The organism is Janthinobacterium silvisoli (assembly GCF_014200725.1).
GTDB lineage: Bacteria > Pseudomonadota > Gammaproteobacteria > Burkholderiales > Burkholderiaceae_D > Janthinobacterium.
In genome coordinates, this window is record NZ_JACHCL010000002.1 from 444,866 (window position 1) to 456,108 (window position 11,243).

The 11,243-nt window shown below is 60.0% G+C and carries 12 protein-coding genes; 4 read left to right on the top strand and 8 right to left on the bottom strand.

Features of this window, described 5'->3' with window-relative positions; all coding sequences use genetic code 11:
- Positions 1-11: 11 nt before the first annotated feature.
- The 3 genes from HDE75_RS12150 to HDE75_RS12160 are packed head-to-tail and all read left to right on the top strand — an operon-like array spanning position 12 to position 2,844.
- On the top strand, positions 12-476 hold the full coding sequence (locus HDE75_RS12150) for a putative toxin-antitoxin system toxin component, PIN family (protein ID WP_183677416.1): 465 nt from the start codon (positions 12-14) through the stop codon (positions 474-476).
- Positions 477-507: 31 nt separating this feature from the next.
- Positions 508-1,686: a pyridoxal phosphate-dependent aminotransferase gene (locus HDE75_RS12155; protein ID WP_183677415.1), complete on the top strand. Its 1,179-nt coding sequence runs from the start codon at positions 508-510 to the stop codon at positions 1,684-1,686.
- A gap of 54 nt (positions 1,687-1,740) precedes the next feature.
- Positions 1,741-2,844 carry an HD-GYP domain-containing protein gene (locus tag HDE75_RS12160; protein WP_183677414.1) on the top strand — a complete coding sequence of 368 codons (1,104 nt, stop codon included), beginning with the start codon at positions 1,741-1,743 and terminating at the stop codon, positions 2,842-2,844.
- 55 nt (positions 2,845-2,899) lie between these two features.
- Here the strand turns inward: HDE75_RS12160 and udk are convergent, their stop codons facing one another.
- A complete protein-coding gene (gene udk / locus HDE75_RS12165) occupies positions 2,900-3,541 on the bottom strand; it encodes a uridine kinase (protein ID WP_183677413.1) in 642 nt (213 codons plus the stop codon).
- Positions 3,542-3,780: 239 nt separating this feature from the next.
- On the bottom strand, positions 3,781-4,293 hold the full coding sequence (locus HDE75_RS12170; RefSeq protein WP_183677412.1) for a GNAT family N-acetyltransferase: 513 nt from the start codon (positions 4,291-4,293) through the stop codon (positions 3,781-3,783).
- A 114-nt stretch (positions 4,294-4,407) separates the two neighbouring features.
- On the opposite strand from HDE75_RS12170, the gene HDE75_RS12175 reads away from it, so the two are divergent.
- Entirely contained in the window at positions 4,408-5,334 is a 927-nt protein-coding gene (locus HDE75_RS12175) for a LysR family transcriptional regulator (protein WP_183677411.1), read from the top strand.
- Between the two features lie 57 nt (positions 5,335-5,391).
- Here the strand turns inward: HDE75_RS12175 and fdx are convergent, their stop codons facing one another.
- The 6 genes from fdx to mshL all read right to left on the bottom strand — a co-directional run bounded on the left by fdx (position 5,392) and on the right by mshL (position 11,236).
- Entirely contained in the window at positions 5,392-5,730 is a 339-nt protein-coding gene (gene fdx / locus HDE75_RS12180) for an ISC system 2Fe-2S type ferredoxin (protein WP_183677410.1), read from the bottom strand.
- Between the two features lie 60 nt (positions 5,731-5,790).
- Complete coding sequence (locus HDE75_RS12185) at positions 5,791-5,961, bottom strand: DegT/DnrJ/EryC1/StrS aminotransferase family protein (protein ID WP_183677409.1); 171 nt, start codon at positions 5,959-5,961, stop codon at positions 5,791-5,793.
- Positions 5,962-6,028: 67 nt separating this feature from the next.
- The gene (locus HDE75_RS12190; protein ID WP_183677408.1) at positions 6,029-6,979 is read right to left on the bottom strand and encodes an alpha/beta hydrolase; all 951 of its coding nucleotides are present in this window, start codon (positions 6,977-6,979) and stop codon (positions 6,029-6,031) included.
- Positions 6,980-7,498: 519 nt separating this feature from the next.
- Positions 7,499-8,542: a tetratricopeptide repeat protein gene (locus HDE75_RS12195; RefSeq protein WP_183677407.1), complete on the bottom strand. Its 1,044-nt coding sequence runs from the start codon at positions 8,540-8,542 to the stop codon at positions 7,499-7,501.
- A 9-nt stretch (positions 8,543-8,551) separates the two neighbouring features.
- On the bottom strand, positions 8,552-9,439 hold the full coding sequence (locus HDE75_RS12200; protein ID WP_183677406.1) for an ExeA family protein: 888 nt from the start codon (positions 9,437-9,439) through the stop codon (positions 8,552-8,554).
- Entirely contained in the window at positions 9,440-11,236 is a 1,797-nt protein-coding gene (mshL, locus tag HDE75_RS12205; RefSeq protein ID WP_260173981.1) for a pilus (MSHA type) biogenesis protein MshL, read from the bottom strand.
- Positions 11,237-11,243 lie beyond the last annotated feature (7 nt).

Genomic DNA, 11,243 nt, shown 5'->3' on the forward strand with positions numbered 1-11,243 from the left:
GAATAGGCTACATGATACCTGCTCCACAAAAACTCGTCCTCGACACCAACGTCTGCCTCGACCTGTTCGTCTTCAACGACCCGCGCTGGGCCGACTTGCTGGCCGCCATGGAAAGCGGCACCGTGCAAGCCATCACGCGCGAAGATTGCCGCGCCGAATATCTGGTGGTGCTGCACTACAAACACTTGCCGCTCGATGAAGCGAGCCGTGCCGTGGCTGCGACCCGCTTTGACGCCCTGATCACGGTGGTGGCGCCTGCCGAGTCTGGCGTCCGCCTGCCCGTCTGCACCGACAAGGATGACCAGAAATTTTTGGAACTGGCGCGCGACGCCAGCGCCGACATCCTGATCACCAAAGATAAAGCCCTGCTGAAGCTGGCCCGCAGGACGGCCAAGGCCGGCATGTTCCAGATCATGGTGCCAGAGAAATGGAGACCAGCCGCGCCACCCGAAACAGTTGCGGCTGCGCTAGAATAAAGCCACCACTGACACCATCGCCTGATTGCCCATGAATAACACGCCTTACTCCAGCCAGACCCCTGCCCTGCAAACCCGTTTGCCTGCCGTGGGCACCACGGTGTTTACACGCATGTCGGCCCTGGCGGCCCAGCACGGCGCTGTCAACCTGGGCCAGGGTTTTCCTGATTTCGGCTGCGCGCCGGCCCTGATCGAAAGAGTCAGCGAGGCCATGCATGCTGGCCACAACCAGTATCCTTTGATGACCGGTGCGGCGCCCCTGCGCGAGGCCATCGCGGCCAAGATCGCCAGCCTGTACGGCCATCGATATGACGCCGCCACGGAAATCACCGTCACGGCAGGCGCCACCCAGGCGCTGACCACGGCAATTCTATGCTGCGTGCACCCTGGCGATGAAGTGATCGTCATCGAACCGGCTTACGACAGCTATTTGCCGGCCATCGCGCTGGCCGGTGGTGTGCCCGTGCTGGTGGCGATGGAAGTTCATGAACACGGCTACAGCGTGCCGTGGGCCAAGCTGGCCACCGCCGTCACACCAAAGACGCGTTTGATCATCATCAATACGCCACACAATCCGACCGGTACCATCTTGCGTCCGTCCGACGTGGCAGCGCTGGCCGACATCGTGCGCGGCACGCAGATATTGATCCTGTCGGACGAAGTCTATGAACACATGGTCTACGACGGCCAGCAACACGTTTCGCTGAGCCGCCATCCGGAACTGGCGGCGCGCAGCTTTATCGTTTCCAGCTTCGGCAAGACGTATCACGTGACGGGCTGGAAAATCGGCTATGTAGCGGCGCCAGCGAGCTTGTCGGCCGAGTTCCGCAAGGTGCATCAGTACAATGTTTTTACGGTCAACACGCCGATGCAGCACGGCGTAGCGGCGTATATGGCCGATCCGCAGCCGTATCTGGACTTGCCCGCCTTTTACCAGCGCAAGCGCGACCTGTTCCGCGATGGCCTGGCGGGCAGCCGGTTTACCCTGCTGCCGGCCGATGGCACGTATTTCCAGTGCGTGCGCTATGAGGCCATTTCGCAGCAGAGCGAGGCGCAGTTCGCCGAATGGCTGACCAGCGAAATCAAGGTGGCCGCCATCCCCGTATCGGCATTTTATGCGCAAGGCAAGGAGTCGGGCATCGTGCGCTTCTGCTTTGCCAAACAGGATGACACCCTGCGCCTGGCGCTGGCACGCCTGGCAGCAATATAAAAGCTTTCCGCCAGCGGCCAAGGCTGCAGGCAGGGGAGCAGAACGGAGACTAGCATGGTTCAGCGTCGCATCGGCTTGGCCGACCTGGTTCCTGGCGAACCCCTGCCCTGGGATTTGTACCTGGCCGATCACAGCGCAGGTCCGCAATTGCGCAAGGGGCAGACTATCAGCGATGGCGCGCAACTGGCGCGTTTGCTGCAGATGGGCTTGTACACCGGCTCGCCAGAACAACCATCTGTATTACACCTGCTCAATGAAAGCGCGCAACGCCTGGACCGGCTTCTGCTGGACTTGCGCAAGGAAGGCAACGCCGAGCGCGACGTGCGCGGGATTGCCCGCGAACTGCTGCGCGCCCTGGCGCTCGACGCCGATATCGCCCTGGCCAGTATCTTGCTGAACCAGATCGCCGGCCGCTATGCCGTGCGCCACTGCATCGAAACGGCGCTGCTGGCCATGCTGGTGGGCCAGGCCATGGGCAAGCCAGACGATGAATTGCTGCGCATCGGCGCCGCCGCGCTGACCATGAACGTGGGCATGCTGTACCACCATGACAGTTTCCAGGATAAGCGCGGCCCTTTGACCGATGAAGAAATGCGCATCGTGCGCCTGCATCCGGTAGAAAGTGCGGAACTGCTGCGCTGCGCCGGGGTCGAAGATGAAGAATGGCTCAGTTGCGTGCTGTTGCACCATGAAAACGAGGACGGCAGCGGCTATCCCGAGGGACGCAGCGGCGATGAAATCCTGCAAAACGCTAAGCTGATCGGCCTGGCCGACCGCTATTGCGCGCGCGTCTCGGCCCGCAATTACCGGCGCTCCATCCTGCCGGACCAGGCGCTGCAGCAGATCTTCCTCGACCAGGACCTGGCCATCGACCCGCTGCTGGCCGAGCAATTCGTGGCGATCCTCGGTAAATACCCGCCGGGTACCCTGGTACGCCTGCGCAATGGGGAACTGGGGGTGGTCACGCAAAGGGGCGCCGCCTATGTGCACCCGCTCAGCAATCCGCAAGGCGCACCGCTACCGGCCGCCGAACTGCCTTCGACCTTGCCGCGCAATACCGGCGACAGCCAGTACGCCATCATCGCCTGCTTGCACGAAGACGATGCGCATATGCACTTCAGCATGCGGCATGTGTGGGGGGACGAGGCGCGCCTGTAGCCGCCGTCCGGCGCCTGTACGCAGGACGGCCGCTGGCGTGGCTCAGCGTATCGAATCAGGGCCGCTTCAACTGGCCTATCACGCTCGCCACCTTGGTGGTGATCATATCAACCGCTGGGCCATTGGCGCCATGCGGTAAGATGATATCGGCATTGCGTTTGGTTGGCTCAATGAATTGCTTGTGCATCGGGCGTACTGTTTCCAGATACTGCTCGATGACACTTTCCACCGAGCGGCCGCGTTCGGTAATATCCCTTTGCATGCGGCGAATAAAGCGCACGTCGGAGGCGGTGTCGACAAAGATCTTCAGCGACATCATGTTGCGCAAGTCTTCGTCATACAAGGCAAACAGGCCTTCAATCACGATCACCGGGGCTGGTTTGACTGGAATGGTCCTGCTGGAGCGATTGTGGAGGGTGAAGTCGTACTCCGGCATCTCGATCGCCTCGCCATTGCGCAAGGCCTGCACATGCTGTACCAGCAATGGCCACTCGAACGCTTGCGGATGGTCGTAATTCTGCTCGCGACGCACTTCAGGGCTGAGATGGGTTTGATCGCAGTAGTAATCGTCCTGCATCACGACCGAGACCATATCAGCACCAAACGATGCCAGCACTTGCTGGGATACTGTAGACTTGCCACTGCCGCTACCGCCAGCGACACCAATAATAAACGGTTGGAAAGAAATCTTATTCATGCCGAATGATACCGGAACCGCGAGCGAACTGACAGAGGCAGACTGATGGTTTCAGCGTGGCGTCACGCGCGCAGGCGACAACGGCCGCCTGGAACGCGCCTTTCCCGAAACGCTGGGCAACGAAGAGAGCCCGCCATCATGCACGCTGTTGCCTGCCTGTATCTGGCGCCCCAACGCGGACGGCCTTGCCATCCGCAGTCAACTCTGGCAACGGTGTTGCCTGCTCAACAGGCCTGTCCCTAAAGGCTCTGATTCCCGGGCAAGCTCTTGCTATGCTGATCGGAAAAATGCAGCAAGGCGTCTCCCGCGATACGGTAACGCACCCATTCATCTTGCGCGGTAGCGCCGATACTGCGATAAAACTGGATCGCTGGTTCGTTCCAGTCGAGCACGCTCCACTCAAAACGGCCGCAACCAGTATCGCGCGCCAGGCAGGCCAGATGACCGAGCATGAATTTCCCTGCACCGGCGCCGCGATGTTCGGGCGATATATACAAATCTTCCAGATACAGTCCCTTGCGGCCCAGCCAGGTGGAATAGCTCAAGAAATACACCGCATAGCCGACTGCTTTGTCACCGATGCTGCAAATAAGCGCACGGGCAGTGGCATGGTCGGCAAACAGGCTGTCTTCGATATCGGCCAAAGTCGCCACGACTTCGTGTTCAGCCTTCTCGAAAATTGCCAGTTCTGTGATGAAACCAAGGATAAGCGCTGCGTCCGCTCGTACCGCATCGCGGATTTGAATAGTCACGATAAAACTCCTGATGATTAATTGTCTACACGCCATGTGTAGCGCGAGGAGAACCATCATAAAGGCAGACGAGTACTGCATCCAGTGCATTTATTTCACGATATAATGCACACCATGCATCCTGACCTGCGCCGCCTTGATCTGAACCTCTTGCCTGTCTTTGACGCGCTTTACCGGCTGCGCTCGGTCACTGCCGCGTCCCATGAACTGTCCATGAGCGCGTCAGCCTTCAGTCACGCACTTGCCCGCTTGCGTGTTTCACTGAACGATGAATTATTCGTGCGCCAGGGCCAGCGCATGCAAGCGACCGTGCGTGCGGAACAGCTGGCAGCGCCAGTGGCCGGCGCCTTGAAAGTGCTGCAAGACAGCATCAGCGCAAACCACGGCTTTGCGCCTGCATCGAGCCACCGCACTTTCGTTTTCTCCGCTACCGATTACACCATCGTTGCAGTGCTGCCTAAACTCATTGCACGCTTGCAAAACATAGCGCCACATGTGCATGTCCGGGTGGTCTATTCGAATAGAAAAGTATCAATCGAGGAACTGGCGGCCGGCCGCATCGACTTTGCACTAGGATACAGCGAGGAACGCGACGCCTTGCCTGACGGCGTGGAGGATTTCGACTGGTTCACAGATGACTATGTGGTCATCGCCAGCCGGCATCATCCGCGCATACGCGGACAGCTCACACTGGAAAACTATCTGCAGGAACGCCATGCCGTCGTCACGCCATGGAATGAAACGCACGGCGCCATCGATCATGTACTCGATGGGCTGTCGCTCAAGCGCGAGGTCAGCGTGCACCTGCCGACCGTGCTGGCCGCCCCTTTCATCATTGCAGAAAGCGAGCTGATTTTAACCATGCCGCGCCGGGCTGCCGAAATACTCAGCGCGGCGGCCCCTTTCAGCATCTACAAGGCGCCGTTTGCCATCCCACACTACGCTGTCAAAGTGTATTGCCACAAAAACTATCTGCGCACCGATGCGCATGCATGGATGCGCCAGGAACTGCTGGCGATCTTGCAGCCGGAAACCATGTAAGCCCTGTACCAGTTTCCCGGTGGCGATCATCACATGGCAACAGCCGCACGGCGGTTGCTAAGATTTCTCTTTGGCATGATTGATCGAGTATTTCGGTATCTCCACCGTCAAGTCTTCGCCACCGACGCGCGCCTGGCAAGACAGGCGCGATTGGGGCTGCAAGCCCCATGCCTGGTCAAGCATATCCTCTTCGTAATCGCCGAAGGGACTCAAGGACGCGTAGCCCTCGCGCACGACCACGTGGCAGGTGGAGCACGCGCCGACTTGTCCGCAGGCGTGCTCGATGTCTATATGATGCAAGAGCAAGGCATCGCAGATACTGGTGTTTTCGGGCACATCGAGCACGGCGCCGGTGGGAGCCAGCTCAGGATGGGGCACTACTGTGATTTTTGGCATACGGGAATCTCCTTGAATGCTGCCACTGTGGAGCTTCCCGTACTGAGAAGGTCAAGCTATTTATATCTTCAGGAGCCATATCGGTTTCAGGGCGCAGGCCAGCGGCGCCAGCGCACGTTCAAATTCCTGTACCAGAGGAGCGCTGGCAATCCAGCCGCTGCGCATCGTGTCCGCCATGGCGGCGATGGCTTCTTCAGAAATGCTGGGTTGGGAAAAAATCGGAGCTGACATAGATAATCCTTCCTGGTGATTAGTACCGTCTATTGATCATCCCCGCCATAGCATAGCGTCACCATTTTCATTTTTCCGATTTCAGGTAAGCCCGTAATCCATGCGTCAGGACAAAAGGAAATACGCTCGCATGGTCTTCATCTTCGAATACGCGCAAGCGCGTTTTCAGGTTCGGGAACTTGTGCGATGTCAGTTTTCCGTCAAACTCGCGCAAGTCCGCCACCATGTCGGCGTCTTCCTCCGAGCGCGAGCGTTTTTTTCCTGGCGCCAGCTTTTCCAGGCCGCCGATGCCAAAAAATACCGACGCAGGAAGATCCTTGTGACTGGCGGCATACGCCTGCTCACGGTCAAACATCACGCCGGCGTCATACCACAGCGACGGGCTGCCCAGGATGTAGTGCTCGAAGGTCCGCGGCTCGGTCAGCAGGAATTGCAAGCCCAGCAGACTGCCGTAGGAATGGCCTATGAAAACCTTGCGCTGCATGTTCACGCGATAACGCTGGGCGATGAATGGAAACACTTCTCCCGAGATGAACTGGGCATAGGCCTTGGCCTCGCCAAACGCGGGTTGCCGTCCCGGCATATCAGAGCGGTAATCATGCTTGCGCGGAATGGTTGGCGTGTAATCGCGGCGGCGGCTGTACACCCCACTGTCGCCATTGGCGTACGACAGGCCGACCACCACCACCTCTTCCATCCCCGCATGCTTGCTCAGGCGCTGAGTAATATTGCGTACGACGGGAAACGCATAATTGGCGTCAACCACGAACAATACCGGATAACGCTTATTTCCCTCACGATAGGAATCGGGCAAGGCCACATATACCTGGTAATCCCGCTTCAAGGCTTGCGCATGGATATCGCGCACTTCCGTATTATCAAGAACATAGGCAGACGGTGCGCCGGCCGTGCTAGCGGCATGGGCACTACTTAAAAGACAACTTAACGCAAGCAGCACGCCCAGCAATGTCGATGCCAGGACTTTCAGAGCAAAGAAATTCAAACAAGCCTCGTCCATGAATATCTCGATGGCAAGCAATCGCCATCATTGAGCGGCGCGTCAACGTGCCGTGGCTCGATTTTCAAGCACGGCCTCCAACGCTGCCCTCACTCGATATGCCCGGCGCAGCATCCATGCGCACGGCATGCCATAGAGCAGAAACAACAGCAGCGGACTGAACTGGCCCACGCGATGGACACCCAGCTTGCCAGCAAGAACGCAACGACCAACTGAAAGATCCAATCGCCGCGTGATGGCGACACCACCTCGCCGGAAGTGTGGTTGACCCAACCTCGCAAGGTCGCCCAGTCCCCTTCCCGCTCAAGGATGGCGGTCACTTCCATGCCAGCCTCGATAGCAGGCCAGCCCGGAAGCGTGAGCGAGTAATGCCGGCTGCTGGCCGTGGCGAAACCAAACTCGGTACACTTCCCGTGCCGGTTTTTATGGCGCTCGATAGGGAAAACCCGTTCAATTTTTACAGTCGTTGGGTACAACGCACGCCTCGGTTAATTCAAGAATGTGATGATAGGCAGATTGTTACCTGGTCGTCGGCGCTGTCAGTTGCACCAGCTTGCGCTCAACAAACGCCTGCAATTGTGGCGACAGGGTTTGCAAGCCCTTGGCACGCTCGTACGCCTGGCGCGCCTGGTCTGGATGGTTGTCTGCCTGCAAGGCAATCCCCAGACCCATCCACCAGACGCTGTTGTCGGGCGCACCCTGCAGGGCCAGCTCGTATTGTTCGGCGGCATCGTGGTAGCGCTGTTGACGCTGCAGCACGCCGGCCAAAAAGGCGCGGTATTCGCCATTATCGGCTGCGTACGGCAGGCTGCGCATCAGGGTGTCGAGCGCGGCGCTTGCGTTTTTATCGAGTTGCAGCCTGGCCAGCATCATCGCTTGCGCCGGCTGTTTCGGGTCCAGGCCCAGGCTCAGCTGCAATTGGCGCACGGCATCGTCCGGGCGCTGCGCTTCCAGCAGCAAACGGATCAGGGTTTCGCGCGCGCCCTGGTGGCGCGGGTCCAGCTGCAGGGTGTGCTGCAAACCGGCCATGGCTTCGGCCACCCTGCCATCCTGAAGATAGCCCAGTGCGCGGCGGTACTCGTTTTCCACGCGCTGCTGCGGCGTGACTTGCTTACCTTCGATGATTTTTTCGCTGATGGCGGCAGGCACTGCTACTTTAATCAAGGGCGCCACGGCACTCTTCGCGGGTTTGGCCGTGATGCGGCGCAGCTCTTCCGGGCGATCCTTGACGGGCGCCGGTTCGGGCACTGCCACTGGCGCCACCGGTTCAGGAACCGTAACTGGTGTAGGTACTACTGCGACAACTGGCGCAGGGGCTGGGGCTGGAGCAGGCGCCGCCAAGCTGGCCACATTGACCAGCATCGGCGGCACAGACGGACGCTTCAGGTAGACCCAGCCCAGGGCGATGGCGACGGCCGTCAAGCCAGCGGCGCCGCCAAACACCAGCGCGCGCGGCAAGCCATGCTCGCGTTCAGGAACGGAACGGATGCCCCCGGCGTCGCCACGCCCGTCGGGAGTACCGCGGGCGTCGAGGTCTTGCAGCATTTTGTTAATCAAGCTCATTTGTCATATTCATTTCAATAGTATCCAGATCACGGCGGCGCCCACGGCCAGCACGGCAGCGCCAGCCAGCCCTGGCCACCAGCGCCGGCTGACTGCCACCGTGTCGCTGGCAGCGAGCGCCACATGGCGGCGGCTCACTTGCTGCTTCCCTTCGCCATACGCTAGCATCAAGGCCTTGTGCGCCATGATGTTGACTAGCCGCGGGATGCCGCCGCTGGCTGCATACAGGCGGGCCACGCCGCCCCGGCTGAACAGTCGGGCGCCCGCGAAGCCGGCCACGCGCAGCCGGTGCGCCACGTAAAAATCCAGGTCGTCGCGCGACAGCGGCCCCAGGTGATAGTGAAAAGTGATGCGCTGCGCCAGCTGGCGGATTTCAGGCAAGGCCAGCTTGACGTCCAGTTCGGGCTGGCCAAACAGCACGATTTGCAGCAGCTTGCGTTTTTCCGTTTCCAGGTTGGTCAGCAAACGCAGCGCTTCCAGGCTGTCGACGGGAATCGCTTGCGCTTCATCCAGGCACAGCAGCACGCGCTTACCCTGTGCCGCCAGGTTCAGCAGGCGCAGGTTGATGCCTTTCAGTAGCTGATGCTGGTCTGCATCTTTTTCCAGCAACACGTCGAGATCGTCGGCCAGCGCCAGGATCAGCGAACGCGGCGGCAGGTTCGGATTGGGAATATAGGCCGTGACAAAATCATCGCCCAAGGATTGCATGAACTTGCGGCACAGGAAAGTTTTCCCAGTCCCCACCTCGCCCGTGATCTTGATGAAGCCTTCGCCATTGCGCGCCGCCACCAGCAAGGTGTTCAAGGCCTTTTGCGATTGCGGGCCATTGAAAAAGAAACTGGTATCGGGCGTGAGGCCAAACGGCGGCTCGCGCAAGCCGAAATGGGCCTGGTACATTTAGCGCCGCTCCGATGGGCGGCGCGGATCGAGCGCCTCGATGCGCTTGCCCGAATCGATCAAGTCTTCGTTCCAGCTATTGGCGCCATCGACGATGGTCGGCTTGATCAGCACCACCAGTTCACGTTTCTGTATCACTTGCCCCGTGTTGCGGAACAATGCGCCCAGCACGGGAATGTCGCCGGCGCCCGGCACTTGCGAGCGGTCTGAAGTGGTTGCCTGGCGCATCAGGCCGCCGATGGCGACGATGCGGCCATCCTGGCTGCGCACCATGCTATCCATTTCCGAAGTGCTCGAGGCGGCCAGCGGCAGCTTGAGCGAACCGGCGCTGCCCAGGTCCACTTCCTTGTTGACGGTGCTGACCTGGCTGACGGACGGGTGCACGTGCAGGATGATATTGCCGTCGGCATCGATCTGCGGCGTCACATCCAGCACCACGCCGGAAAAGAAAGGCTGCAAGGTGACGTTGGGGCTGGTGGTGGCGCCGCTGGCCGTGGTATTGGTGGTGGTCGAGACACCCGTTACATAAAACTCGTCGGTGCCGATCTTCAGCACGGCTTTCTGGTTGTTCATGGTGGCGATACGCGGGCTCGACAGCACATGCACGGAACCTTGCGATTCCAGGAAGGAAATCATGGCGGCAAAATTGGCCGTCTGGAAAGCCAGGCCGAACATGGAGCCGGCCGAGGTGGCCGCCGAGCTCAGGCCAAAACCGCTGCTGGCCGTCAAGCCGCTGCCATTGGCCATATTCGGCGGCTGGCCGCCGTTGAATGGCAAGGGCGCCAGATTGGCACCCGGCTGGATGAAGCCGGTCGAGATGCGGTTGGTATGGCCGCTCTTGATCGATGCAAACGAGGCCCAGTTGATGCCGGTCTGGGTATTGTCATTGAGTTCCACTTCCAGGATCTTCGCTTCCAGGATCACCTGGCGGTCGACCGACAATTGGGTCGCCTTCAGGTACAGGTCTACATTGCGCAGCTCGTCGGGCATGGCGCGGATCACGATCACGCCCGATTGCGGGCTCAGCACCACCTGGCGCCCGCCTTCCGTGCTGCCCACGATGGCTTCAAGCGAGGCTTTCAGCTCGGGCCAGAAATCAGCTGTCGAGGTGGTGGTCAAGTTGCTGCTGTCTTGCCCCGGCCCCTGGCCCGGAACACCACTTTGCTGGTTCTGCCCGTTAGTCGGCAACGGGTTCTGGCCGTTGCCATTGCTGCCCGAGCTGGTCGGGCCTACCGAGGCCACCGAAGTGGACGATACGCGCAGGTTGGAACTGCCCTTGCGCGACCCCGTCAGGTAATTAACGTGGAACAAGCGCGTCTGCATGGTCAGGGGCTTGATAAAGATTTGCGTGCCTTCGACCTTGTAGTCGTAGCCATACAGTTCGCGCACGGCGTCGAGCGCCTGGAACAGGGTCACGTCCTTGAGGTTGGCGGAAATCGTGCCGCCGATATCGGGATGGACCAGCATGTTGTAGCGCGTGCCAGCCACGATGGACGTGAAGAACTGGCGTGCCGGCACATTGTTGAAGGCTACGTTGAAACGTTCATCGAGCGCCTCGCGCGCCTTCGGCAATTGCTGGGCCAGGGTGGCGACGGGCGGCAGCAGCGCCGCTTCGACCGCATCCGACTGGGCGGCAGGAGAAGTCGTCGCCGCAGCGCCCTTCACGGCATCGGTGATGGCGTTGTAGGTATCGCGCTTGACGGGGGCGACATTGCAGGCCGCCAGGCCCATGCTGACGCCGATCACGGCCGCCACCTTGCTGATCTTGAACATGCTTGCCTTGTATGTAATATGCATCGCCACT

Excerpts from the sequence above, each read along its gene's own strand:
- HDE75_RS12190 (WP_183677408.1), bottom strand. The coding sequence starts at position 6,979 with ATGGACGAGGCTTGTTTGAATTTCTTTGCTCTGAAAGTCCTGGCATCG.
- HDE75_RS12175 (WP_183677411.1), top strand. The coding sequence starts at position 4,408 with ATGCATCCTGACCTGCGCCGCCTTGATCTGAACCTCTTGCCTGTCTTT.
- HDE75_RS12160 (WP_183677414.1), top strand. The coding sequence starts at position 1,741 with ATGGTTCAGCGTCGCATCGGCTTGGCCGACCTGGTTCCTGGCGAACCC.
- fdx (WP_183677410.1), bottom strand. The coding sequence starts at position 5,730 with ATGCCAAAAATCACAGTAGTGCCCCATCCTGAGCTGGCTCCCACCGGC.
- mshL (WP_260173981.1), bottom strand. The coding sequence starts at position 11,236 with ATGCATATTACATACAAGGCAAGCATGTTCAAGATCAGCAAGGTGGCG.
- HDE75_RS12195 (WP_183677407.1), bottom strand. The coding sequence starts at position 8,542 with ATGAGCTTGATTAACAAAATGCTGCAAGACCTCGACGCCCGCGGTACT.
- HDE75_RS12200 (WP_183677406.1), bottom strand. The coding sequence starts at position 9,439 with ATGTACCAGGCCCATTTCGGCTTGCGCGAGCCGCCGTTTGGCCTCACG.
- HDE75_RS12185 (WP_183677409.1), bottom strand. The coding sequence starts at position 5,961 with ATGTCAGCTCCGATTTTTTCCCAACCCAGCATTTCTGAAGAAGCCATC.
- HDE75_RS12150 (WP_183677416.1), top strand. The coding sequence starts at position 12 with ATGATACCTGCTCCACAAAAACTCGTCCTCGACACCAACGTCTGCCTC.
- udk (WP_183677413.1), bottom strand. The coding sequence starts at position 3,541 with ATGAATAAGATTTCTTTCCAACCGTTTATTATTGGTGTCGCTGGCGGT.
- HDE75_RS12155 (WP_183677415.1), top strand. The coding sequence starts at position 508 with ATGAATAACACGCCTTACTCCAGCCAGACCCCTGCCCTGCAAACCCGT.